The sequence below is a fragment of the Escherichia sp. MOD1-EC5495 genome, assembly GCF_002965965.1.
Lineage (GTDB): Bacteria > Pseudomonadota > Gammaproteobacteria > Enterobacterales > Enterobacteriaceae > Escherichia > Escherichia ruysiae.
On sequence record NZ_PTRI01000005.1, the window covers coordinates 137,588 to 163,276 of the forward strand.

19 protein-coding genes are annotated in these 25,689 nt (G+C 52.1%); 9 read left to right on the forward strand and 10 right to left on the reverse strand.

Going from position 1 to position 25,689, the window contains the following annotated elements:
* The first annotated feature begins 11 nt into the window (after positions 1 to 11).
* Positions 12 to 833, forward strand: coding sequence for a serine O-acetyltransferase (gene cysE, locus BEG40_RS05800; RefSeq protein ID WP_001277564.1), 822 nt, complete (start codon positions 12 to 14; stop codon positions 831 to 833).
* A 55-nt stretch (positions 834 to 888) separates the two neighbouring features.
* Here cysE and trmL read toward each other — a convergent pair whose 3' ends face one another.
* From trmL to BEG40_RS05845, 7 genes are all read right to left on the reverse strand, one after another.
* Positions 889 to 1,362 (reverse strand): tRNA (uridine(34)/cytosine(34)/5-carboxymethylaminomethyluridine(34)-2'-O)-methyltransferase TrmL, encoded by a 474-nt coding sequence (gene trmL / locus BEG40_RS05805; protein WP_000932351.1) that lies wholly within the window; start codon positions 1,360 to 1,362, stop codon positions 889 to 891.
* Positions 1,363 to 1,409: 47 nt separating this feature from the next.
* Positions 1,410 to 2,600 (reverse strand): quinone-dependent L-lactate dehydrogenase, encoded by a 1,191-nt coding sequence (lldD, locus tag BEG40_RS05810; protein WP_021551645.1) that lies wholly within the window; start codon positions 2,598 to 2,600, stop codon positions 1,410 to 1,412.
* Positions 2,597 to 3,373, reverse strand: a complete 777-nt coding sequence (gene lldR / locus BEG40_RS05815) for a transcriptional regulator LldR (RefSeq protein WP_010349909.1) — start codon at positions 3,371 to 3,373, stop codon at positions 2,597 to 2,599. The genes lldD and lldR overlap by 4 nt, the downstream gene beginning before the upstream one ends.
* The gene (lldP, locus tag BEG40_RS05820) at positions 3,373 to 5,028 is read right to left on the reverse strand and encodes an L-lactate permease (RefSeq protein ID WP_105285039.1); all 1,656 of its coding nucleotides are present in this window, start codon (positions 5,026 to 5,028) and stop codon (positions 3,373 to 3,375) included. The genes lldR and lldP overlap by 1 nt, the downstream gene beginning before the upstream one ends.
* 1,006 nt (positions 5,029 to 6,034) lie before the next feature.
* The gene (locus tag BEG40_RS05835) at positions 6,035 to 10,537 is read right to left on the reverse strand and encodes a YadA-like family protein (protein ID WP_105285042.1); all 4,503 of its coding nucleotides are present in this window, start codon (positions 10,535 to 10,537) and stop codon (positions 6,035 to 6,037) included.
* 43 nt (positions 10,538 to 10,580) lie between these two features.
* Positions 10,581 to 11,264, reverse strand: coding sequence for a DUF3251 domain-containing protein (locus tag BEG40_RS05840; protein WP_105285043.1), 684 nt, complete (start codon positions 11,262 to 11,264; stop codon positions 10,581 to 10,583).
* A gap of 493 nt (positions 11,265 to 11,757) precedes the next feature.
* Positions 11,758 to 12,120 (reverse strand): YibL family ribosome-associated protein, encoded by a 363-nt coding sequence (locus tag BEG40_RS05845; protein ID WP_000665684.1) that lies wholly within the window; start codon positions 12,118 to 12,120, stop codon positions 11,758 to 11,760.
* A 269-nt stretch (positions 12,121 to 12,389) separates the two neighbouring features.
* Between BEG40_RS05845 and yibT the strand changes: the two genes are divergently transcribed.
* The gene (gene yibT / locus BEG40_RS05850; RefSeq protein WP_000517102.1) at positions 12,390 to 12,599 is read left to right on the forward strand and encodes a protein YibT; all 210 of its coding nucleotides are present in this window, start codon (positions 12,390 to 12,392) and stop codon (positions 12,597 to 12,599) included.
* 10 nt (positions 12,600 to 12,609) lie between these two features.
* Here the strand turns inward: yibT and mtlR are convergent, their stop codons facing one another.
* The 3 genes from mtlR to mtlA form a co-directional block, all read right to left on the reverse strand.
* A complete protein-coding gene (gene mtlR / locus BEG40_RS05855; RefSeq protein WP_000247990.1) occupies positions 12,610 to 13,197 on the reverse strand; it encodes a mannitol operon repressor MtlR in 588 nt (195 codons plus the stop codon).
* Positions 13,197 to 14,345, reverse strand: a complete 1,149-nt coding sequence (gene mtlD / locus BEG40_RS05860; protein ID WP_105285044.1) for a mannitol-1-phosphate 5-dehydrogenase — start codon at positions 14,343 to 14,345, stop codon at positions 13,197 to 13,199. The genes mtlR and mtlD overlap by 1 nt, the downstream gene beginning before the upstream one ends.
* A gap of 228 nt (positions 14,346 to 14,573) precedes the next feature.
* Entirely contained in the window at positions 14,574 to 16,487 is a 1,914-nt protein-coding gene (mtlA, locus tag BEG40_RS05865) for a PTS mannitol transporter subunit IICBA (RefSeq protein WP_000093246.1), read from the reverse strand.
* A gap of 536 nt (positions 16,488 to 17,023) precedes the next feature.
* On the opposite strand from mtlA, the gene BEG40_RS05870 reads away from it, so the two are divergent.
* The 7 genes from BEG40_RS05870 to aldB all read left to right on the forward strand — a co-directional run bounded on the left by BEG40_RS05870 (position 17,024) and on the right by aldB (position 25,576).
* Positions 17,024 to 17,386 carry a DUF3302 domain-containing protein gene (locus BEG40_RS05870; RefSeq protein ID WP_105285045.1) on the forward strand — a complete coding sequence of 121 codons (363 nt, stop codon included), beginning with the start codon at positions 17,024 to 17,026 and terminating at the stop codon, positions 17,384 to 17,386.
* Positions 17,387 to 17,388: 2 nt separating this feature from the next.
* Positions 17,389 to 18,525 carry an HlyD family secretion protein gene (locus BEG40_RS05875; RefSeq protein WP_000364945.1) on the forward strand — a complete coding sequence of 379 codons (1,137 nt, stop codon included), beginning with the start codon at positions 17,389 to 17,391 and terminating at the stop codon, positions 18,523 to 18,525.
* A gap of 70 nt (positions 18,526 to 18,595) precedes the next feature.
* A complete protein-coding gene (locus BEG40_RS05880; RefSeq protein ID WP_105285046.1) occupies positions 18,596 to 19,204 on the forward strand; it encodes a glutathione S-transferase in 609 nt (202 codons plus the stop codon).
* A 97-nt stretch (positions 19,205 to 19,301) separates the two neighbouring features.
* The gene (gene selA, locus BEG40_RS05885) at positions 19,302 to 20,693 is read left to right on the forward strand and encodes an L-seryl-tRNA(Sec) selenium transferase (protein WP_000206250.1); all 1,392 of its coding nucleotides are present in this window, start codon (positions 19,302 to 19,304) and stop codon (positions 20,691 to 20,693) included.
* Positions 20,690 to 22,534 (forward strand): selenocysteine-specific translation elongation factor, encoded by a 1,845-nt coding sequence (selB, locus tag BEG40_RS05890; protein ID WP_105285047.1) that lies wholly within the window; start codon positions 20,690 to 20,692, stop codon positions 22,532 to 22,534. Before selA ends, selB begins: the two co-directional genes overlap by 4 nt.
* 188 nt (positions 22,535 to 22,722) lie before the next feature.
* Positions 22,723 to 23,874 carry an L-threonine dehydrogenase gene (gene yiaY, locus BEG40_RS05895; protein WP_000741518.1) on the forward strand — a complete coding sequence of 384 codons (1,152 nt, stop codon included), beginning with the start codon at positions 22,723 to 22,725 and terminating at the stop codon, positions 23,872 to 23,874.
* A gap of 163 nt (positions 23,875 to 24,037) precedes the next feature.
* Positions 24,038 to 25,576: an aldehyde dehydrogenase AldB gene (gene aldB, locus BEG40_RS05900; protein ID WP_001551836.1), complete on the forward strand. Its 1,539-nt coding sequence runs from the start codon at positions 24,038 to 24,040 to the stop codon at positions 25,574 to 25,576.
* Positions 25,577 to 25,689 lie beyond the last annotated feature (113 nt).

A 25,689-nucleotide genomic window follows, 5' to 3' on the forward strand; every position in this document is an offset into this window, starting at 1 on the left:
TGGAGTAAGCAATGTCGTGTGAAGAACTGGAAATTGTCTGGAACAATATTAAAGCGGAAGCCAGAACGCTGGCGGACTGTGAGCCAATGCTGGCCAGTTTTTACCACGCAACGCTACTCAAGCATGAAAACCTTGGCAGTGCATTGAGCTACATGCTGGCGAACAAGCTGTCATCGCCGATTATGCCTGCTATTGCTATCCGTGAAGTGGTGGAAGAAGCCTACGCCGCTGACCCGGAAATGATCGCCTCTGCGGCCTGTGATATTCAGGCGGTGCGTACCCGCGATCCGGCAGTCGATAAATATTCAACCCCGTTGTTATACCTGAAGGGTTTTCATGCCTTGCAGGCCTATCGCATCGGTCACTGGTTGTGGAATCAGGGGCGTCGCGCACTGGCAATCTTTCTGCAAAACCAGGTTTCTGTGACGTTCCAGGTTGATATTCACCCGGCAGCAAAAATTGGTCGCGGTATCATGCTTGACCACGCGACAGGCATTGTCGTTGGTGAAACAGCGGTGATTGAAAACGACGTGTCGATTCTGCAATCCGTCACCCTTGGCGGTACGGGCAAAACCAGCGGCGACCGTCACCCAAAAATTCGTGAAGGCGTGATGATTGGCGCGGGCGCGAAAATCCTTGGCAATATCGAAGTCGGGCGTGGCGCGAAGATTGGCGCGGGTTCTGTAGTGCTGCAACCAGTGCCGCCGCATACCACCGCTGCTGGCGTTCCGGCGCGTATCGTCGGTAAACCAGACAGCGATAAACCGTCAATGGATATGGATCAGCATTTTAACGGCATTCACCATACGTTTGAGTATGGTGATGGGATCTGACGTCCTGTGCTCGTGCCGGATGCGATGCTAACGCATCTTATCCGGCCTGGCGTAACTAATCTCTCAACACCGCTCCCGGATATCCCAACTGCCGCCAGGCTTCATACACCACGACCGACACCGCATTGGACAGGTTCATGCTGCGGCTGTCCGGCACCATCGGAATCCGAATTTTTTGTTCAGCGGGCAGGGCATCAAGAATGCTCGCTGGCAGACCGCGTGTTTCCGGACCGAACATCAGATAGTCACCATCCTGATAGCTTACGGCGCTATGTGCGGGCGTACCTTTCGTGGTGAGGGCAAACAGACGCTGGGGATTTTCTGCTTCGAGGAACGCGCTATAGTCATGATGACGCGTAACGGCGGTAAACTCGTGATAGTCCAGCCCCGCGCGGCGCAGGCGCTTATCGTCCCAGGCAAATCCCATCGGTTCAATGATATGCAGACGAAAGCCGGTGTTGGCGCAAAGACGGATGATGTTGCCAGTGTTTGGCGGAATTTCTGGTTCGTAAAGTACGATGTTTAGCATACTGCCCCCTTAGTGCGGGGGCAGGATAGCAGATATTCATCTAACCCTTAAGCTGCATTCCCTTTCGCCATCGGAGCCAGCGCCGCCGGCAACTCTTTGCCCAACCCCTGCACCAGCGAATCTTGCGTAATTTCACCGATCGATTTCGCGCCAGTCAGTGTCATTGCCACTTTCATCTCTTTCTCGATCAGGTTCAGCAAGTTCGCCACGCCCGCCTGGCCCGCTGTTGCCAGCGCATACAGGAAAGCACGACCCAGCAGTACGGTATCGGCACCGAGCGCGATCATACGCACCACGTCAAGCCCGTTACGAATGCCGCTATCTGCCAGAATGGCGATATCGCCTTTCACCGCATCCGCAATAGCAGGCAGCGCACGGGCAGAAGAGAGTACGCCATCTAACTGGCGGCCGCCGTGGTTAGAAACCACAATCCCGTCAGCGCCAAAACGCACTGCATCACGCGCATCTTCCGGGTCGAGGATCCCTTTGATCACCATCGGACCATCCCAGAAATCGCGGATCCACTCAAGGTCTTTCCATGAGATGGACGGATCGAAGTTATTCCCCAGCCAGCCGATGTAATCTTCCAGTCCGGTCGGTTTGCCGAGGTAAGCCGAAATATTACCTAAATCATGTGGACGACCGTTCAGGCCGACATCCCACGCCCATTGCGGATGCGTCACCGCCTGCAAGTAGCGGCGCATTGCGGCATTCGGGCCGCTCATACCAGAGTGTGCGTCACGATAACGTGCGCCCGGCGTCGGCATATCCACGGTGAAAACCAGTGTCGAACAGCCCGCCGCTTTTGCCCGTTCCAGCGCGTTACGCATAAAGCCGCGATCGCGCAGCACATAAAGCTGGAACCACATCGGACGTTTGATAGCTGGAGCGACTTCTTCAATCGGGCAAACTGAAACCGTTGAGAGAGTAAACGGAATGCCGTGAGCATCAGCCGCTTTGGCAGCCTGAACTTCACCGCGACGCGCATACATGCCGCACAAACCCACCGGAGCCAGCGCCACCGGCATCGACAGCTTTTCATTAAACAGCGTCGTTTCCAGGCTTAAGTCGGACATGTTTTTCAGAATGCGTTGGCGCAGCGCCACTTCTGACAAATCCTCCACGTTGCGGCGCAGTGTGTATTCAGAATATGCACCACCATCCATATAGTGGAACAGGAACGGCGGCAGAATGCGTTGCGCTGCGGCGCGATAATCGCTGGCTGCGGAAATAATCATGCGTTTTTCTCCCTCGAATGCTCATTATGCTCACCGGGCAGGCGGGTAATGCGTGCACGGCGAGCCTGATCTTCATCGAATCGTTTCATGGTGGTGTGGACAAAGCTGAGGTGCGCCATCATTGCTTTACGCGCACCGTCGGCATCACCGGCAAAAATGGCGTTAATGACCGCCTGATGCTGTTCAGTCAGTTGCGAAAAAACGGGCGGCACCAGATACATCCGCTGACGACTTTGCATCACTGAAGATTGCAGGACATCAAAGAAACCGCGCATGGTTTGCAGCAGCACGATGTTATGTGAGGCTTCGGCAATTGCCAGATGAAAACGAACGTCCGCTTGCGAGGCGAGATCCGGGTCTTCACTCAGCGTCGCTTCAAAGCAGAGCTGTATCTTTTCCTTATCGGCTTGTGTGGCGCGCATTGCTGCGTGCCAGGCGGTGCTGGCCTCAATGGCGTAGCGGGCTTCCAGAATATCGAAGCTGTAATCCGGATCATCAGCCATCAGCGTTTTCAGCGGCTGGACGATGTTTTGCTCCGACCACGCGTCATGGCGCCAGCGGATAAACGTCCCGCCACCGCGACGACTAAGAAGCACACCTTCACTCACCAGTTTCGCCAGCGCCTCGCGCAGTGAATTACGCGACACGCCGAGCTGCATCGCCAGTTGGCGTTCAGCGGGCAACTTCATGCCCGGTTCCAGATTTTGTTCGTCAATTAGCGCCCGCACACGGGAAGCTACCTCGTCTGACAGGCGTCTGGGTATAACCATCATTACGGAATCATCCACGTTAAGACGTAGGCCTGAAGCGTGGTAATCACGCCCACCATACAGGTGAATATCAGGCTGTGTTTGACAGTAAAGCGGAACAGATCTGACTCTTTGCCCACGAGTCCTACCGCCGCACAGGCAATGGCGATGGACTGCGGAGAGATCATCTTGCCGGTGACGCCGCCGGTGGTGTTGGCAGCAACCAGCAACAGATCAGAGACGCCAATTTGTTGTGCTGCGGTGGCTTGCAGCGCGGCAAACAGGGCGTTAGATGACGTATCCGACCCGGTCAGGAATACCCCCAGCCAGCCGAGGAACGGCGAGAAGAAGGTGAATGCATGACCGGTATGCGCCAGTGCCAGCGCCAGCGTTGACGACAGCCCGGAATAGTTTGAGATAAAGGCGAACGCCAGCACCATGCCGATGGAGTAGATGGGGAGCGCCAGTTCTTTCAGTGTGCTGCCGAAGGTGCTGATGGCGTCAGAGGGTTTCATCTTCAGCCAGACGATAGAGAGCAGCGCAGCAAACAGAATGGCAGTACCGGTGGCAGAGAACCAGTCAAACTTAAATACGGCGGCGTAGGCAGTGGCTTCGCTGACCACCGGCGGCATACGGGCAACCAGCTTGTCGAGATACGGCACCGGAATGTTGATGACCCACTCATACAGCGCGCCACCCGAAGCGAACAGGGCTTTAAACGGCGGAATACTCCATAGCGTTACGGTGGCGGTCAGGAACAGGAACGGTGTCCAGGCACGCAACACCTGACCCGCCGTATAACCGGTATGAGCCAGCGTCATATCAACTTGCGATGCACCCAGATCGCCGAAGCGGAAAACGCGCACTGGCTGCCAACGTTTCAGGAACAGTGTCAGGCAGAGCAGCGATACCAGCGAAGAGATAATGTCCGGCAGTTCTGGCCCAATAAAGTTAGAGCTGAGGTACTGTGCGATGGCAAACGAGCCGCCCGCAACCACGACCGCAGGCCACGTCTCTTTGATACCGCGCCAGCCATCCATAATCGCCATGATCCAGAACAGGACGATAATGGTCATAAACGGTAGCTGACGACCCACCATCTGGCCAATCTCAAAGCTGTCGATGCCTGTCACCTGTCCGGCAACCAGAATCGGAATGCCCATCGCGCCAAATGCCACCGGCGCGGTGTTAACAATCAGGCACAGCCCGGCGGCGTACAGCGGTTTAAAGCCCAGCCCGACCAGCAATGCGGCGGTAATTGCCACTGGTGCGCCAAAGCCTGCGGCACCTTCGAGAAATGCGCCGAAACAGAAACCGACGATCAGCATTTGCAGGCGCTGGTCAGGGGTTATTGAAAGAATAGACGAGCGGATGATGTCAAACTGTCCGGTTTTCACCGAGATCTTATAGACGAACACCGCTGCAATAATGATCCACGCGATGGGCCACAAACCGTAGAAGAAGCCATAAACGACCGAGGCCAGCGCGTTGGCGACCGGCATTTTGTAGAACAGCAAGGCCACCGCAAGGGCGATTGCTACCGTCCATGTAGCGGCGACATAGCCTTTTAGTTTGAGCTTAATCAGCGCAAAGAAAAAAAACAGGATGGGAAGCGATGCTATCAGGCTGGAAAGCCAGATATTCCCGGCGGGATCATAGTTTTGTTGCCAGAGATTCATTGCAGGTCTCCTGGAGGCCACGCACATCGTGTAATGAGTCTGTTGCTCATCTGCTTGTCACACGTTGTGTAAAAGTGGCACTGCCAATTTTGTTGTGTAGGGATAATGACAATGAATGGTTAACTAAATGTTATGCATTGGCAACGTTAATGTGAGTTTTAATTGGGGAACTGTGAACCAGAGGTCAGATAAGCGAAGAATTGGTAGGGCCAATTATTGTGGGGGAGAAAAATTTGCTGCGGAGCTGGCTTGTGCCCCTCACCCTAACCCTCTCCCCGGAGGGGCGAGGGGACTGATTGTGCTCGGTGTTAGATGGAGCGCGTCCTTCAGCAATGCAAGAAAACCATTATGCACGGTATCAGATGCAGCACGTTTCCCCCTCGCCCCTTTGGGGAGAGGGTCGGGGTGAGAGGGGCAGCGCGCACGAGCCCCCACATCAGCCCGGTAATGCAAGAAAACCATTATGCACGGTATCAGATGCAGCACGTTTTTCCCCCTCGCCCCTTTGGGGAGAGGGTCGGGGTGAGAGGGGCAGCGCGCACGAGCCCCCACATCAGCCCGGTAATGCAAGAAAACCATTATGCACGGTATCAGATGCAGCACGTTTTTCCCCCTCGCCCCTTTGGGGAGAGGGTCGGGGTGAGAGGGGCAGCGCGCACGAGCCCCCACATCAGCCCGGTAATGCAAGAAAACCATTATGCACGGTATCAGATGCAGCACGTTTTTCCCCCTCGCCCCTTTGGGGAGAGGGTCGGGGTGAGAGGGGCAGCGCGCACGAGACCCCACACCAGCCCGGCGATGCAAGAAAACCATTATGCACGGTATCAAATGCAGCACGTTTTTCCCCCTCGCCCCTTTGGAGAGTGGGTCGGGGTGAGGGGAGCAGCGCGCATGTAGCCTCAAGCTAATGTCAAAAAGCCGAAGTCACAATTTGTGCAATTTTCAAACAAAAAAAGGGCAACCCTCCTCAGAGAATTGCCCTTCGTCACACTAACTTAATGAGTCATTACCACTGAATACCGGCACCGAGTGCGGCGGAGTATTCACCCTGGCTATTGGTACTACCTTGTAATTTGTAGACCCAACGACCGTTGGCGCTCACCATCGACACACCTAAAGCAACTGCCGATTCACCGTTGTAAGTACCGCCACCAATGGAGGCCATGCTGGCACCTGGCGTGTAAGCCTGCGGCAGACCGGTCATCGCCATTGCAGAAGCGATACCACCGCTCAACTTGCTTTCGGTTTTGGACAGTTTGTTATCCATCTCAACCATGCGCTGATCGGTGTATTGCTTCGTTTCCTGCACGCTTTGCTTCAACTGCGCGTAGTTCACCGCGTCGTTGTTGTTAACGCCAGCGGAAACGTTGCTGATGCGAGTCGTTCCGCCATTACCACCGCCGAGAGTGATGTTGCTGTAATCAACAGAACCGTCAGCTTTGGTGTCATAGCGCACGCCGCCTGCTTCGGAAGACTTCAACTGCGCAACGTTAACCGCGTCAGTAGCATTTTTACCAGCGGCAACGTTGGTGATACGGCGTTGGTTAGTGGAAGAACCTACGGAGATCGTATTTTCTTCGTTTGCCACAGAGCCAGTACCCAGCGCAACGCTGTTATCAGCGGCAGCAATAGAGCCAGAGCCAATCGCAACACTGTCTTTACCCTGCGCGTTAGCATCTACGCCATCGGTGTTGGTCTTGAAGTACTTGGTGCTACCGGTGCTTACGATATCGCCAATACCGTTTTCGATATTGGTGACGCGGGTATCCAGATTCGTTACCTGAGTATTCAGGTTAGTAATGCTCTGGGTGTTCTGGGAAACCTGTGCGTCCGTCACTTTCAACTGACCAACGTTAACGGCATCGGTATCTGCCGAACCCGCCGCGACATTAGTGATCTGACGTTGACCGTCTTCACTGCCGACAGAGAACTCACCGACAGAGTTCTGCGGCGCGTCCATGTTGTAGGCGGTGTAGCCAGTCTGAGCGCCGCGAGTGGTCTGAGAACCATTACCCATTGCAATACTGTTTGCATGGTTGGCGCGTGCGTTAGAACCGATAGCAATACCGTTGATGGCATCTGGCAGAACCAGAGTGTTCAGGCCGATACCAATACCCGCGTCAGCATTAACGATAGTTTTCGCGCCCATCGCCAGCGAGTCAGTACCTACCGCCAGTGAATCTTCTTCCGTTGAGTTGGCATGGTAGTACTTGGTCGGCGTAGTGGCGACCGCACCAATGGCGTTTTGCAACTGGCGTACAGTCACGGCGTCATGGGATTCAGTACCATCAGCAACGTTGATGATTTGACGATATTTACCATCATCGCCAATCGACAATGCGCCAAGCAGTTCGCCGTCTGTGGTGTCGTAACCAATCACAACGCCTTCTTCGGTTACGCTGGTGTTACGAGAACCTTTAACAATCACACGACTGGAGACGGATTCGCTACCCAGCGCGATACCAGTATCAACGCTGCTGCTGCTATTCTGACCAATTGCGACACTGCTTTCGCCGGAAGCGACAGCGTTATAGCCCACCGCTGTAGCGCCAGTACCTGATGCGCTCGCATCAATAAAGGTTAAGCCAGCGTCATTGGTACGCGCATAGTTCAGACCCGCACCGTTCTCTTCGATGTAGTCTATGCTGGTATTACCGGCAATCTGGTTGATGATCTCATTTTGCTGATTGATCAACGTGTTGGTGGCGAACAACTGTGAACCATTAATTGCATCAGTACTGGTTTCAGAAATATCACCATTAGCAACATTAGTGATTACGCTGGCTTTGCCGTCGCGGCTGGCGCTGAACGCACCATCTTCACCGGCGGTTGCGTCCCAGAGCAGGGCATCATCCAGGGTTGAGTCGATCGCGTCCAGAGCATCACCGACGTTATTGTAATCGGTGTTGGCAATGGAGTACGTCGGCGCACTGATGCTACCGTCAGCATTTACTGCGGCACCACCGCCCAGAGCATCAACAACAGAGTTGCTCACACCGTAGAGTTGTCCACCATTGATGGCATCGGTACTGGTTTCAGAAACGACACCGCTTGCGACATTGGTAATTTTGCTGGCATTGCCACCGTGACCGGCGCTGAATGCACTTGCAGTTTCATCCCACAGCAGAGCGTCGCCCAATGAAGTGCTAAATGAGGTGTTAATCGCCGCCAGCGCATCACCTACGTTATCGTAGCTGTTACTACCGATAGTGTACGACGGACCAGTAAATACACCGTTTTCATCAACCGAGGCGTTACCGCCAAAATAGTCTGCCAGTGAATCACTTAGGCTAAACAGTTGCCCACCGTTAACGGCGTCAGTACTGGTAGACGATATTGTTCCAGCGGTGACATTAGTGATTTTGCTGGTGGCTTCGGTGCCGTGTGCGGCAGTAAATGCGCCTGTGGTGTCATCCCATTTCAGCGCATCTTCACCGAGGTTGTTCACCGTATCAGTCAGGTTGTTGATGTTGGTGGTGTTAGTAGCGATGTTAGTGGTGTTGGTTGCCACGTTGTCGTTAGTGGTTTTCAACTGAGAGCCGTTAACGGCATCTTTACTGTCAACAGTCAAATCACCGTCTTTAACGTTGGTAATTTTGTTGGTGTCATCGGTGCCGTGTTTGGCGGTGAATGCACCTGAGGCGTCATCCCATGCCAGCGCATCCGCACCAAGGTTAGTCACTGTATCCGCCAGGTTGGTGATACTGGTGGTATTGGCGGCAACGTCATTCGTCAGATTAGTGATATTGGTGGTGTTGTTAGCAACATCGCCGGTCAGGTTGCTGATATTAGTGGTGTTGGTTGCCACGTTGTCGTTAGTGGTTTTCAACTGAGAGCCGTTAACGGCATCTTTACTGTCAACAGCCAAATCACCGTCTTTAACGTTAGTGATTTTGCTGGTGGCATCGGTGCCGTGTTTGGCGGTGAATGCACCTGTGTCGTCATCCCATGACAGTGCATCCGCACCAAGGTTAGTCACCGTATCAGCCAGGTTGGTGATACTGGTGGTGTTGGCGGCAACATCATTCGTCAGGTTAGTGATGTTAGTGGTGTTGCTAGCAACATCGCCGGTCAGGGTGCTGATATTGGTGGTGTTGGTGGCGATGTTGTCAGCGTTAATTTGCACATTGTCGTTAGTGGTTTTCAACTGAGAACCGTTAACCGCATCGGTACTGGATGCGTTCAGCTCACCCGCCGTAACGTTGGTGATTTTGCTGGTGGCATCGGAACCGTGTTTTGCACTGTAGACTTTTTTAAGCGAGTCCCATTGCAATGTATTATCGTCAAGACTTTTTAACGCTTCGCCAACATTATTAAAAGTACCGCTTTGCAGTTTGTAGTTAGGGGCGTTAACAATCCCTGCAGTACTCACGGAGGCACCGCCGCCCAGACGGTCTGCGACTGACTTACTGATATCATAAAGCTGTGAACCATTGATGGCATCAGTACTGGTACTGCTAATATCGCCTTTTGCCATGTGGACAATTTTACGCTGTAGTGTGTCGTTACCTACTGAAACAGTATTATCTTCCACCGCTGTGGAACCCGTGCCCAGAGCAACGGAGTTGACACCCGTTACACTGGACAGGCTACCAATTGCAATACTTTTTTCAGTACCGGCAACGCTTTCTTGTCCAAGCGCAATACTGTTTTCGCCGCTTGACTGACTTTTATTACCCAGCGCAATAGAATTTAAACCGTCTGCTTTTCCTGCCTGACCGAAAGCCATTGCTCCAGCTTTGGTTGCATTGGCTCCATATCCAAGCGCAACGGTATTGTCCGCGTTAGCTATGCTGCTTGAACCCAATGCCAAACTATATAATCCATTGGCTTCGCTTGCGGCACCCATTGCAATGGCACCATCGGCATTCGCTAAAGCCAGTCTTCCAAATGCCAGGCTATCAATGGCATTGGCTTTTGTATCTGAGCCGAGTGCCAGACTATACTTTCCTGCGGCTAATGCCTGGTAACCAAGGCTGGCTGCATAATCAGCACCATCTTCTACTCTTGCACTTCTACCTATTGCAATGGAGGATGCACCACCGGTATAAGCTACCAAACCCAATGCAACGGAATACTCTGCTTTTGACTCTGCGCCGCTACCGAATGCTACGGATCTGTTCCCCGAGGCTTTAGACATGTGCCCTATAGCTATGGATAGCTCACCCAATGACTGACTCTTGTAGCCGAATGCGGTACTTCCTATTCCACTGGCTGTCGCGTCGATTCCTATTGCAATTGCGACTCCTCCATCTGTCTTTGATGTAGCTTTTGCATTCTTTCCGATAGCAATCCAGCTATCGTGTTCTTCGGGAGTTTCAATGCTCGTACCACCATCAAGACTGACAGAAGCACCCGCCCCGAACGACGACATCAGTCCACCGGCAACTAATGCAGAAATTAACAGCTTGCTGCGCCCGGACTTCTTTCCACGGCTTTTTGCCGTTTCGCTGGCGACGCTGTAACTCCCCGTTGCAGGGTTCCAGATAACTTTAAAAATTTTGTTCATTGTTGTTGCTCTCTATTCCTTGATATAAGTGCAATGACTGCATTTATTTTTTGCTTTTTTTCTGCCGGTTATCAGCAGGTGGAAGGTCGTCGAAGTTGATATTCTGCATATTAATAGCCAACTTCAGGTATTTCAGGTTGTTGGGAGACACCCCTTTTAACGTCAAGTTAATGTCTTGCCATTGACCCGGTAATAATTTCAGCGTGGAGTTCATGGTGGTGCTAAATAGCAGTTGTTGCCATTTTGCATATTCTTTTTGATCAGTAGGTTTTTCACCGCCCCAGGTGGCATGAAAACCAATGTTAGAAACAGGCACGCTTAATAAATTAACCAGCGACATATGTATAACACTGCCATTTTCAGAGGCCTCTATTGATAATATGCGCCCCGCTAAACCCACAGACCCATTATTCAAAATAAAATATTTTGTTTGAGCTGGGTTAAATTCAGTAAAGACAAAGTAGTCTTGCTGACGCTTAATCTCTTTCACCACCTGAGCCAGCGTTTTTGTACTGTTTATTACGCTAATGTTTTGTTTTTCAATGGTGCCTATTTTTTTGTGTTGTTGTTCTAATTGTTTTTCGAGTTGATCGATTCTGGCCTTTTGTTCTTCCTGTTGTTTTGTTAGTTCATCAACCACTTTCGTTTTTTCGACGTAATCACAACCTGACAATACCAGCATTGTCGAAGCCGCCATGACGCCTGTAAAAAATTTATTCACATTCATACAAAGTTATCCTTACATATCATCCCTGCTAGCAATTTGAACTAAGGGATGTGTCCATTTGTGGTTGATGCTTTTGTGATTTATATGGCTGGCTTTATAATTATTGCTTATACATTCATTTTGAAAATTATTTATTAAATTTTAAAATTGTTTATTTGTATTAAGGAGGCGGATTTTAATGAGGAGGGTTGTCAGATGTCAAACACTGCATTTAAAGCAGAAAAATAGCTTTAATTTAATATTCATACAATCAATGTTTGGGGTGGATTTTTAGAATGCGGATGGAGAAAATAAGGGCAAAAGTTTTATTTTATGAATGATATCGTCCATTTTCAGGCGTAGAACCAAACCTTTTACTGAACGCATTTTCAGATTGAGTGCCACTGGTAAAAAACTGACTCTACGAGGAAACAGAGGAAAAAGAGGAAGATAATTGTTACATCCCGCATTTATCTGCAACGCGGGATGTGAAGGAGATAGACAGGTAAGAGGGTTAAAACGCTGTCTTTGAGAACCCGGTCATCTCTTGCAGACCCATTTCACGACCCAGTGCGGTCATCGGATGCACTACGACTAACCCACGGACACTCTTCTTCAGCTTACCCATATCGGCTTGTTCTTTTTTGGTAATCGCACGCTGAAACGGCATCTTCATCAGCTTTTGTGCTTCTTTGCTGAGTTTCTGGCTATGAACTTCACGCAGGCGGGCAATTTCCGCTTCCAGCGTAGCTTTCTCTTTTTCCAGCTCGGCATACTTGTCTGCGGCTTCAACCAGCGACAGTTCGGCCTGCTGGTGGCGGATGGCGTCCAGGCGATCGCTAAGACGTTTAATTTCGTTTTTTTCGACTTCTTTCATGGGATGGCTTCTGATAAAGATAAATTTATAGCCCCTAGTATGCGCGACCAGGTGCTTTGTTCACAACTGATGGCATTGTAATAGTTTTGTCGGGTAACAAATCTGGGGTTCAAAAATCATATAATGCATTGATTAATAAATAATATAATCAGAAGGTGAGGGCAAGCGTTGTGGATTTCGCACGTTTTCCTTAATGTCATTTTTATCGGGATCTAAACTAAAATCGGCGGTCGCGCATTCCCGGCGCGGGGTAATACGGAGATATTATTATGGGCAAATTAGGTGAAAACGTTCCGCTTCTTATTGATAAAGCCGTAGATTTCATGGCATCAAGCCAGGCGTTCCGGGAGTATCTGAATAAACTTCCCCCCCGTAACGCGATTCCATCCGGTATACCTGAGGAAAGCGTGCCGTTATATCTACAACGTCTGGAATATTATCGCCGACTTTATCGGCCGAATCCGGTAGAGGAGAAGTAAGCGAAAGTACTTACTTTTGAAAGGCTTTTTTTAAGCTGATTTTGGAAATCAGCTCTGTCAGTGAAAGGACCATTGTTGATCGCACAGCCTGTTGATAGCGTTGAACTTGCATCGCATACAAACTGGAGTCTATTGGTTCAAACTGTGGCGGCGGAGGCAGTGCCGCCACGCAATGCAGTTCGCCAAATGGCCCAAGAATTTCATCATCGGTAAATGCGTACTCGTTGCCGTCGTGATTCAGCTCTTCCCGCAGTGCCATCAACAGTTCCGCATCTTCGTATTCATGGCGACTAATTACGCCAAGCCCATAAATCAGCTTTAAGCGCACGGACAAGTCGCCCAGCGGACCATCGCCGTCGAGTAATGGTTCTACAGCATACTTCACCGCGTAATCGTCTTTGCGGAATACCTGAAGCACCAGAAGATTCACCGCCTCGGTCAGGAGATCGACGGCGGTAATCAGAAAGCTTCGCACGGTTTTGCCAGCATTCAGACGCTCAAGCACACGGTTTTCAAAGGCCTGGGTTTGTTCCATTGTTGCCTGCATATCTGACAATCTGTTATTCGGGCGCAGGGAGTCCTGCGCCTGGTTCACCATTATTGCATTGCGTTATAAGCGGTTACCGCCTCGGTGACAACCTCGCTGTTGGCATCAAGCCCGGAAATGTGCGCCAGCGCAGCCTGCGGGCCTTTGTCGGCAATCAGTGCCGCCAGTTCTTGTGCCTGCGGATCATCTTCACTGCGGAAGTGCATTGCAGCGGCAATACCTTCAATCAGATTTTTGTGCGGCAAGCTATATTCCAGCGTACCCAGCAGCGGCTTGATCAGACGGTCGCCAGCACTCAGTTTACGCAGCGGTTGACGGCCTACGCGCTCAACATCATCTTTCAGATACGGGTTTTCAAAACGACCGAGGATTTTCTGGATGTACGCTGCGTGCTTGTCCGCGTCAAAACCGTAACGCTTAATCAGTACTGCGCCGCTTTCTTCCATCGCCCCTTTTACCACCGCACGGATTTTCTCGTCGAGAATCGCGTCACGAATGGTCTGATGCCCCGCCAGTTTTCCAAGGTACGCGGTTATAGCATGACCCGTATTCAGGGTGAAGAGCTTACGTTCGACAAACGCCATCAGGTTGTCGGTTAACTCCATACCAGGAATATTTGGCAGTGTGCCTTTGAACTGGGTTTTATCGACAATCCATTCGCTGAAGGTTTCTACCGTCACTTCCAGCGGATCGTTAGTTGCCGAAGCAGAAGGCGGCACGATACGGTCAACGGCGGAATCCACAAAGCCAACGTGTTCTTCTACCCACGCTTTGGCATCTTCCGGCAGGGCGTTCATCACATGACCTTTCAGTTGTGTTGTGCCACGTACCATGTTTTCACAGGCGATAATGTTCAGCGGGGATTCATTACCTTGCTCTTTACGTTTCACCAGCCCTTTGGCGATTGCCGGAGCAATGCGTTCCAGCACGACCGGGCCAACGGCGGTGGTGACTAAATCAACCTGGGCGATTAAATCAACCACGTCGTCGCCAATGCTGCTGACGGCATTAACGCCGGAAACGGTATCCACCTGCTCGGTTTCGCCGACAACGTGAACCTGATAGCTATGACGGGCATTCAGGGCATCAAGTACCACCTGATTGACATCGGCAAACGTCAGTTGGATACCCGCGTCTGCCAGCAGTTTACCGATAAAGCCACGACCGATATTACCTGCGCCAAAATGTAATGCTTTCATAGTATTAACCTTCATCAATGTTTTTACCCGAGAGGGCTGGGGTGAGGCTTTTCCCTCACCCAAACCCTCTCCGTGAGGAGAGGGGCAGCGCCGGATGCGGCGTAAACGCCTTATCCGGGCTACAAGAGCGTGCAAATTTAACAAACTGCGCTTTGTTTTGTAGGCCTGATAAGCAAAGCGCATCAGGCAATTAGCCCACCTTCTCCATGTGGAGAGGGTGGGCCTGGATTACTTACGACCTGCCAGCAGCTCCAGCACTTCATCCACGCTGGTGGTGTGTGCCAGACGCTCGATGACGGACTCATCATCCAGTGCGTTGGTCAGGCTGGTGATAACCTGAATGTGCTCGTTATTACGGGCAGCAATACCAATCACCAGACGGGCGATGTCATCTTCTTCTTCACCGAAGCGCACGCCTTCCGGGTACTGACAGAACACGACGCCTGTTTTCAGTACGCGATCTTTCGCTTCAACCGTACCGTGTGGCACCGCGATAGACTCACCCAGATAGGTCGGGGTCAGTTTTTCACGATCTAGCATCGCCTGTACGTATTCCGGCTCAACATAGCCGCCTTTCACCAGTTGTTCACCGGCAAAGCGAATCGCTTCTTCTTTGGTTGCCGCTTTGCGACCGAGGAAGATGTTCTCCGCGCCGAGCTTAAACAGGTTGGCGTTAGAATCGTCAAAGCTGTCTTTCAGGCTGTCTTTCACTTTCACTTCGTTTTCAGTATGGCGCTGGGCAGCAACCAGACGTTCGGTCAGGCTGGTGTACAGGCCGCTGTCGAGGAAGTTGGTCAGCGAAATATGCTGTGCCTGCGGAACCTGACGCATAGCACGTTCGGTCAGGTCACGGTGAGTGATGACCAGGTCCACATCCGGCGGCAGGTTGTTGATCGCGCTGTTAGTAACAGAAATCTGCGACAGACCTGCATCCTGAATTTTCTTACGCAGCACGCCCGCACCCATCGCACTGGAACCCATACCCGCGTCACAGGCAACGATGATTTTACGCACGTGGCTCAGGTCGTTAGTCACATCGCCAGCAGACAGTGGAGTAGCGCCTTTTGATTCAGCTTTCATCTCCTGGACACGACGTGCAGCAGCTTCAATATCGTCTTCTTCTTTCACTTTGCTGGTTTTCAGCAAAATAGCAGAGACAACGAAGGAGACCGCCATCGCCGCACACACACCTGCGATGTTAGCGAAGTAAGCACCTTTTGGCGTCATCGCCAGTACCGCGAGGATAGAACCCGGAGATGCCGGAGAAACCAGACCACCGCCCAGGATAGTCAGCGTGAACACGCCAGTCATACCGCCGAGAATAACGGCCAGAATCAGACGCGGATTCATCAGCACATACGGGAAGTAGATTTCGTGGATACCACCCAGGAAGTGGATGATTGCCGCACCGCCCGCAGACTGTTTCGCACTACCGCGACCAAAGAACATGTACGCCAGCAGAACACCCATACCCGGCCCCGGGTTCGCTTCAATCAGGAAGAAGATGGATTTGCCAAGTTCATGGGACTGCTGAATACCCAACGGCGAGAAGATACCGTGGTTAATAGCGTTGTTGAGGAACAGGATTTTCGCCGGTTCAACAAAGATAGACGCCAGCGGCAGCATGTCATGGACAACCATGAAGTTAACGCCCGCAGCCAGCATTTTGGACAGGGCTTCAACAATTGGACCAATGCCGAGGAATGCCAGAATGGCGAGGATCATCCCGATGATGCCAGCGGAGAAGTTATTCACCAGCATCTCAAAACCGGATTTGATCTTACCGTCTACCCAGCGGTCGAAGTGCTTAATGCACCAGCCACCCAGCGGACCTGCAATCATAGAACCGAGGAACATCGGCATGTCTGCGCCGACGATAACGCCCATGGTAGTGATAGCACCAACCACGCCGCCACGTTCGCCACCTACCAGCTTACCACCGGTATAACCGATCAGCAGCGGCAGGAGATAAGTGATCATCGGCCCGACCAGCTTCGCCAGCGTTTCGTTCGGTAACCACCCTGTTGGAATAAATAACGCGGTGATGATACCCCACGCGATAAACGCGCCGATATTTGGCATCACCATGTTGCTGAGGAAACGACCAAAGCTTTGCACTTTGATCTTAATATCGGATGACATAAAAACACCCCTTCTTATGTTTGCTGTCGCGCAGGCTGGAAGCCCGAGGTTTTTTGTTAATGTGGCGGCAGAGGTAGCCGGACCTTGTAGATACTGCGAAATCTGGCACTGAATCGGTTAACTGTCCAGTCGACGGCCTTTTGTGTGATATTAGTCACATAAATATAGGGGGTAGAGAGGTAATTGGCGTGATGCTCATCACAAAACGCTTGTGTAAAAAAGCAACAAGGCGGCAATTTTCGCTAAAAATGGCATTAAAATGTGAATAACATCACATTTTTGTTTTGGTTGTTTGTTGAATTATTGTGATCTGAATCACAAGATATTTTCTTCGGTAATTCATCTGGTGTGATCTGCAGCATGTTCTGACTTTGCCTTAAGACCGTTTTGTAACTGAGCAACTTATCGCCTTTTAAAATTATCCTTCGGTGTGATGGCGAGATTGGCAAACGCGGATTAATGTCAAAGTATCAGCCTGACTCCCTTACGGCTGCCAGCCAAAAAACAACACTGATAAGCGTGAATCCGAGGCAGATATGTTTCTAAACTACTTCGCGTTGGGAGTGCTGATCTTCGTCTTTCTGGTGATTTTTTATGGAATCATCGCGATACATGACATCCCCTATCTGATTGCCAAAAAGCGCAACCATCCCCACGCCGACGCCATTCATACGGCGGGTTGGGTAAGTCTGTTTACCCTGCATGTAATCTGGCCGTTCTTGTGGATCTGGGCAACGCTTTACCAGCCAGAGCGCGGCTGGGGAATGCAGTCACATACTGCGTCGCAAGAGAAAGCGACTGACCCGGAAATTGCCGCGCTTTCTGACCGTATTTCCCGGCTGGAGCACCAACTTGCCGCCGAAAAAAAGACTGACTATTCCACGTTCCCGGAGATCTGATTATGGATCTGTTAATTGTTTTAACTTACGTGGCGCTGGCGTGGGCGGTCTTTAAAATCTTCCGCATTCCGGTGAATCAGTGGACGCTGGCGACGGCGGCGCTGGGTGGCGTATTTCTGGTGAGTGGTTTGATTTTATTGATGAACTACAACCATCCTTACACTTTTACCGCGCAAAAGGCAGTGATAGCTATCCCCATCACGCCACAGGTGACGGGGATCGTGACTGAAGTCACCGACAAAAATAATCAGCTTATTCAAAAGGGCGAAGTGCTTTTTAAGCTCGACCCGGTACGTTATCAGGCGCGAGTAGACAGACTTCAGGCTGATTTGATGACGGCGACGCATAATATCAAAACGCTGCGCGCGCAGCTCACTGAAGCGCAGGCCAACACCACTCAGGTTTCAGCAGAGCGCGACCGTCTGTTTAAAAATTATCAACGTTACCTGAAAGGTAGTCAGGCGACGGTCAATCCGTTCTCGGAACGTGACATCGACGACGCGCGGCAAAATTTTCTCGCGCAGGATGCGCTGGTGAAAGGTTCGGTGGCGGAGCAGGCGCAGATCCAGAGCCAGCTCGACAGTATGGTTAACGGCGAGCAATCGCAGATTGTGAGCTTAAGGGCGCAACTGACCGAAGCGAAATATAACCTTGAGCAAACTATTATTCGCGCGCCGAGCAATGGCTACGTTACTCAGGTACTGATCCGCCCAGGCACTTACGCGGCAGCTTTGCCGTTACGTCCGGTGATGGTCTTCATTCCAGAGCAAAAACGGCAAATCGTCGCCCAGTTCCGGCAAAACTCGCTGTTACGTCTGAAACCCGGTGATGATGCGGAAGTCGTATTTAACGCGCTGCCGGGGCAGGTATTCCACGGCAAACTGACCAGCATCTTGCCAGTGGTGCCAGGCGGTTCGTATCAGGCGCAGGGGGTGCTGCAATCGTTAACGGTCGTGCCCGGAACGGATGGTGTGCTGGGAACCATTGAACTCGACCCTAACGCTGATATCGATGCCTTACCCGACGGCATCTACGCCCAGGTAGCCGTTTACTCCGACCATTTCAGCCATGTTTCGGTGATGCGGAAAGTACTGCTAAGAATGACCAGTTGGATGCATTATCTTTATTTGGATCATTGAGACTTGTATCACCTGTGTTTTGCGCGAGCCTGAGCCATACTGATATTTTTCCTCGCACAAAGGACATGGCATGAAACTTATCGGTAGCTACACCAGCCCGTTTGTACGCAAACTTTCTATTCTGTTGTTAGAAAAGGGCATAACTTTCGAATTTATTAATGAACTGCCCTATAACGCGGACAACGGCGTGGCGCAATTTAACCCGTTAGGGAAAGTGCCGGTGTTGGTGACCGAAGAGGGCGAATGCTGGTTTGATTCACCGATCATCGCCGAATATATTGAATTAATGAATGTCGCTCCGGCGATGTTGCCGCGCGATCCGCTGGCGTCGTTGCGAGTGCGTAAAATTGAGGCGCTGGCCGACGGTATTATGGATGCTGGGCTGGTGTCGGTGCGCGAACAGGCGCGTCCGGCGGCGCAGCAGTCTGAAGATGAATTGTTACGCCAGCGAGAGAAAATCAACCGTAGCCTGGATGTGCTGGAAGGATATCTGGTCGATGGCACGCTCAAAGTCGATACGGTCAATCTGGCGACTATCGCCATTGCCTGTGCCGTTGGATATCTCAATTTCCGCCGCGTTGCGCCGGGCTGGTGTGTCGACCGCCCACACTTAGTCAAACTGGTCGAAAACTTGTTTAGCCGCGAAAGTTTTGCCCGCACCGAACCACCAAAGGCTTGATGCGCGATATGTCCTCCTGACCCATCTCACGTTACAATCCGTGGTTATGTTAAACGCCCTTCTCCGTGTGAGAGGGCCTTGATCAGCCAGGTTTCCTATGACAACCGAAACGCGTTCCCTCTATAGTCAACTTCCGGCTATTGATCGCTTATTGCGCGATAGCTCCTTCCTTTCTTTGCGTGATACTTATGGTCACACCCGCGTGGTGGAATTGCTGCGTCAGATGCTTGATGAAGCGCGAGAAGTGATTCGTGACAGCCAGACGCTGCCCGCGTGGTGTGAGAACTGGGCGCAAGAAGTCGATGCCCGGCTGACGAAAGAGGCGCAGAGCGCGCTGCGTCCGGTGATCAACCTGACGGGAACCGTGCTGCATACCAACCTTGGGCGAGCTTTACAGGCGGAAGCAGCGGTGGAAGCCGTTGCGCAGGCTATGCGTTCGCCGGTGACGCTGGAGTACGATCTGGACGACGCCGGACGCGGGCATCGCGATCGCGCACTGGCGCAACTGCTGTGCCGCATTACCGGCGCGGAAGATGCCTGTATCGTCAATAACAATGCGGCGGCGGTGCTGCTGATGTTGGCAGCCACTGCCAGCGGTAAAGAGGTGGTGGTGTCTCGTGGCGAACTGGTGGAGATTGGCGGCGCGTTTCGTATTCCTGACGTAATGCGTCAGGCAGGCTGCACCCTGCACGAAGTGGGGACGACCAACCGTACCCACGCCAGTGATTATCGTCAGGCAGTAAATGAAAATACCGCGCTGTTGATGAAAGTACATACCAGTAACTACAGCATTCAGGGATTTACCAAAGCGATAGACGAAGCGGAACTGGTGGCGCTCGGCAAAGAGCTGGATGTTCCCGTGGTGACTGATTTAGGCAGTGGTTCGCTGGTCGATCTTAGCCAGTACGGTTTGCCGAAAGAGCCGATGCCGCAGGAGTTGATTGCGGCGGGCGTCAGTCTGGTGAGCTTCTCTGGCGACAAGTTGTTAGGCGGGCCGCAGGCAGGGATCATCGTTGGTAAGAAAGAGATGATTTCCCGCCTGCAAAGCCATCCGCTGAAACGTGCATTACGCGCAGATAAAATGACCCTCGCGGCGCTGGAAGCGACGCTGCGCCTTTATTTGCACCCCGAAGCACTGAGCGAAAAATTACCGACCCTGCGTCTGCTTACCCGCAGCGCAGAGGTTATTCAAATCCAGGCACAACGTTTACAGGCTCCCCTTGCCGCACATTACGGCGCGGAGTTTGCGGTACAGGTTATGCCGTGTCTTTCGCAGATTGGCAGTGGTTCGCTGCCGGTTGATCGCCTGCCGAGCGCGGCATTAACGTTTACACCCCATGACGGACGCGGCAGCCACCTTGAAGCATTAGCCGCCCGCTGGCGTGAATTGCCGGTTCCGGTGATTGGACGTATCTACGACGGGCGATTGTGGCTGGATCTACGCTGCCTTGAAGATGAGCAACGGTTTATGGAGATGTTGTTGAAATGATTATTGCGACTGCCGGACACGTTGACCACGGCAAAACAACCTTATTGCAGGCGATTACTGGCGTAAATGCCGACCGTCTGCCGGAAGAAAAAAAGCGCGGTATGACCATCGATCTCGGCTATGCCTACTGGCCGCAGCCAGATGGGCGCGTGCCTGGTTTTATCGACGTTCCCGGTCATGAAAAGTTTCTTTCCAACATGCTGGCGGGCGTCGGGGGTATCGATCATGCGCTGCTGGTGGTGGCTTGCGATGACGGTGTGATGGCGCAGACCCGTGAGCATCTGGCGATTTTGCAGCTTACCGGTAACCCGATGCTGACAGTGGCGCTGACTAAAGCCGATCGCGTGGACGAAGCGCGTGTTGATGAGGTTGAACGTCAGGTAAAGCAGGTGCTGCGGGAATATGGTTTTGCTGAGGCAAAACTGTTTGTCACCGCAGCAACCGAAGGTCGGGGAATTGATGCCCTGCGTGAACATCTGCTTCAGTTGCCTGAACGTGAACACGCCAGCCAACATAGTTTCCGCCTCGCTATCGACCGCGCTTTTACCGTAAAAGGTGCCGGGCTGGTGGTCACTGGTACGGCGTTAAGCGGGGAAGTGAAGGTGGGTGATTCACTATGGCTGACCGGTGTAAATAAGCCGATGCGCGTGCGTGCTCTCCATGCGCAAAATCAACCAACAGAAACCGCCCATGCCGGGCAACGTATTGCGCTTAACATCGCCGGTGATGCGGAGAAAGAACAGATTAACCGTGGCGACTGGCTGCTTGCCGATGCGCCGCCGGAGCCGTTCACGCGGGTGATTGTCGAGCTACAAACTCATGTACCGTTGACCCAGTGGCAGCCGCTGCATATTCACCACGCCGCCAGCCACGTTACGGGGCGCGTTTCGCTGCTGGAAGATAACCTTGCCGAGCTGGTGTTCGACACGCCTCTGTGGCTGGCGGATAACGATCGCATAGTGCTGCGCGATATCTCGGCTCGCAACACGCTGGCGGGGGCGCGCGTGGTGATGCTCAACCCGCCACGTCGCGGTAAGCGTAAGCCGGAATATCTGCAATGGCTGGCGTCTCTTGCACGCACACAAAGCGATGCCGACGCACTGACGGTTCATCTGGAACGCGGAGCGGTGAATCTTGCCGATTTCGCCTGGGCGAGACAGCTCAACGGCGAAGGGATGCGCGAACTGCTGCAACAGCCTGGCTATATTCAGGCTGGTTATAGCTTGTTGAATGCGCCGGTTGCCGCCCGCTGGCAGCGGAAAATCCTCGACACATTAGCGGCTTATCATGAGCAGCATCGCGACGAACCAGGTCCGGGGCGCGAGCGCCTGCGGCGCATGGCGTTGCCGATGGAAGATGAAGCTCTGGTTCTGTTGCTGATTGAAAAGATGCGCGAAAGCGGCGATATCCACAGCCACCACGGCTGGCTGCATCTGCCGGATTACAAAGCGGGCTTCAGCGAAGAGCAGCAGGCCATCTGGCAAAAAGCAGAGCCGCTATTTGGCGACGAGCCGTGGTGGGTGCGTGACCTGGCAAAAGAGACGGGAACCGACGAGCAGGCAATGCGCCTGACGCTACGCCAGGCGGCGCAGCAGGGGATAATTACGGCGATCGTCAAAGATCGTTATTACCGTAATGATCGGATTGTCGAATTTGCCAATATGATCCGCGATCTCGATCAGGAATGTGGTTCAACCTGCGCGGCGGATTTCCGCGATCGCTTAGGTGTAGGCCGAAAGCTGGCAATTCAAATTCTGGAATATTTTGACCGCATTGGCTTTACGCGGCGTCGTGGAAATGATCATTTATTGCGCGATGCATTATTATTTCCCGAAAGATAAGGAAATGATTAATTCATAATAAATATGAATTAATACAAAATTCTTATTAATATTAAGGAAGCACGTTATTTGATGAATGTAACGTGCTTTTTATTAAAAATATTTTAATAAACGGTAATGTCGATCATATTTCCGAATGAAAATACTTTGTAATCTGCCAGCCCTTTTTACTCTTCCAGGAGTGTTTTATGGCAGCTTCAACCTTTTTTATTCCTTCAGTGAATGTCATCGGCGCTGATTCATTGACTGATGCAATGAATATGATGGCAGATTATGGATTTACCCGTACCTTAATTGTCACTGACAATATGTTAACGAAATTAGGTATGGCGGGCGATGTGCAAAAAGCACTGGAAGAACGCAATATTTTTAGCGTTATTTATGATGGCACCCAACCTAACCCAACCACGGAAAACGTCGCCGCAGGCCTCAAACTGCTGAAAGAAAATAATTGTGATAGCGTAATTTCCTTAGGTGGTGGTTCTCCGCACGACTGTGCGAAAGGCATTGCGCTGGTAGCAGCCAACGGCGGTGATATTCGCGATTACGAAGGCGTTGACCGCTCTGCAAAACCACAGTTGCCGATGATCGCCATTAACACCACGGCGGGTACTGCGTCTGAAATGACCCGTTTCTGCATTATCACTGACGAAGCGCGCCATATCAAAATGGCGATTGTGGATAAACACGTAACTCCGCTGCTTTCTGTCAATGACTCTTCTCTGATGATCGGTATGCCGAAGTCACTGACCGCCGCAACGGGTATGGATGCCTTAACACACGCTATCGAAGCGTATGTGTCTATTGCCGCAACGCCGATCACCGACGCTTGCGCACTGAAAGCCGTGACCATGATTGCCGAAAACCTGCCGTTAGCCGTAGAAGATGGCAGCAATGCGAAAGCGCGTGAAGCGATGGCTTATGCCCAGTTCCTCGCCGGTATGGCGTTCAATAATGCGTCTTTGGGTTATGTTCATGCGATGGCGCACCAGTTAGGCGGTTTCTACAATCTGCCGCACGGTGTATGTAACGCCGTTCTGCTGCCGCACGTTCAGGTATTCAACAGCAAAGTAGCTGCCGCACGTTTGCGTGACTGCGCTGCTGCAATGGGTGTGAACGTGACAGGTAAAAACGACGCGGAAGGTGCAGAAGCCTGCATTAACGCTATCCGCGAACTGGCGAAGAAAGTCGATATTCCGGCAGGTCTGCGCGATCTGAACGTGAAAGAAGAAGATTTCGCGGTACTGGCGACCAATGCTCTGAAAGATGCCTGCGGATTTACTAACCCGATTCAGGCAACTCACGAAGAAATTGTGGCGATTTATCGCGCTGCGATGTAATTACCTTCTCGTAACGGCTGACGTGTTGTCAGCCGCTTTTTTAACTATCTCTGTAATCCTTGCCCGTAAATTCGTGATTGCTGTCGTAAAGCTATCACCCGCTGGCGAAGATTTCGCCAGTCACGTCTACCCTTGTTATACCTCACACCGCAAGGAGACTACCATGACCAACAATCCCCCTTCAGCACAGATTAAGCCCGGCGAGTATGGTTTCCCCCTCAAGTTAAAAACCCGCTATGACAACTTTATCGGCGGCGAATGGGTAGCACCCGCCGATGGCGAGTATTACCAGAACCTGACGCCGGTGACCGGGCAGCTACTGTGCGAAGTGGCGTCTTCGGGCAAACGCGACATCGATCTGGCGCTGGATGCCGCGCATAAAGTGAAAGACAAATGGGCGCATACTTCGGTGCAGGATCGCGCGGCGATTCTGTTTAAGATTGCCGATCGAATGGAACAAAATCTCGAACTGTTGGCGACGGCAGAAACCTGGGATAACGGCAAGCCCATTCGTGAAACCAGTGCTGCCGATGTGCCGCTGGCGATTGACCATTTCCGCTATTTCGCTTCGTGTATTCGGGCGCAGGAAGGTGGTATTAGTGAAGTCGATAGCGAAACCGTGGCTTATCACTTCCACGAACCGTTAGGCGTGGTGGGGCAAATTATCCCGTGGAACTTCCCGCTGCTGATGGCGAGCTGGAAAATGGCTCCCGCGCTGGCGGCGGGCAACTGTGTGGTGCTAAAACCCGCACGACTTACCCCGCTTTCAGTGTTGCTTTTGATGGAGATCGTCGGTGATTTACTGCCGCCAGGCGTGGTGAACGTGGTCAACGGCGCGGGTGGGGAAATTGGCGAATATCTGGCGACCTCAAAACGCATCGCCAAAGTTGCGTTTACCGGCTCAACGGAAGTCGGTCAACAGATTATGCAGTACGCCACGCAAAATATTATTCCGGTGACGCTGGAGCTGGGCGGTAAGTCGCCAAATATCTTCTTTGCTGATGTGATGGATGAAGAAGATGCTTTCTTCGATAAGGCGCTGGAGGGCTTTGCATTGTTCGCCTTCAACCAGGGCGAAGTCTGTACCTGTCCGAGCCGTGCTTTAGTGCAGGAGTCTATCTACGAACGCTTTATGGAACGTGCTATCCGCCGAGTTGAAAGCATTCGTAGCGGTAACCCGCTCGACAGCGTGACGCAAATGGGCGCACAGGTTTCTCATGGGCAACTGGAAACCATCCTCAATTACATTGATATCGGTAAAAAAGAGGGGGCAGATGTACTCACCGGCGGGCGGCGTAAGCTGCTGGAAGGGGAACTGAAAGACGGTTATTACCTCGAACCGACGATTCTGTTTGGTCAGAACAATATGCGCGTGTTCCAGGAGGAGATTTTTGGCCCGGTGCTGGCGGTAACCACCTTCAAAACGATGGACGAGGCGCTGGAGCTGGCGAACGACACGCAATATGGCCTGGGCGCGGGCGTCTGGAGCCGCAACGGTAATCTGGCCTATAAGATGGGGCGCGGCATTCAGGCTGGGCGCGTGTGGACCAACTGTTATCACGCTTACCCGGCACATGCGGCGTTTGGCGGCTACAAACAGTCGGGCATCGGACGCGAAACCCATAAGATGATGCTGGAGCATTACCAGCAAACCAAGTGCCTGCTGGTGAGCTACTCGGATAAACCGTTGGGGCTGTTCTGATATAAGAAGCTGGTCGCATCGGGCATTCATTGCCTGATGCGACGCTTACGTGTCTTATCGGTTCAAATGTTTACGTCTCCTGGGGCTGAGCATTCACTGAACTAAATTAAGAG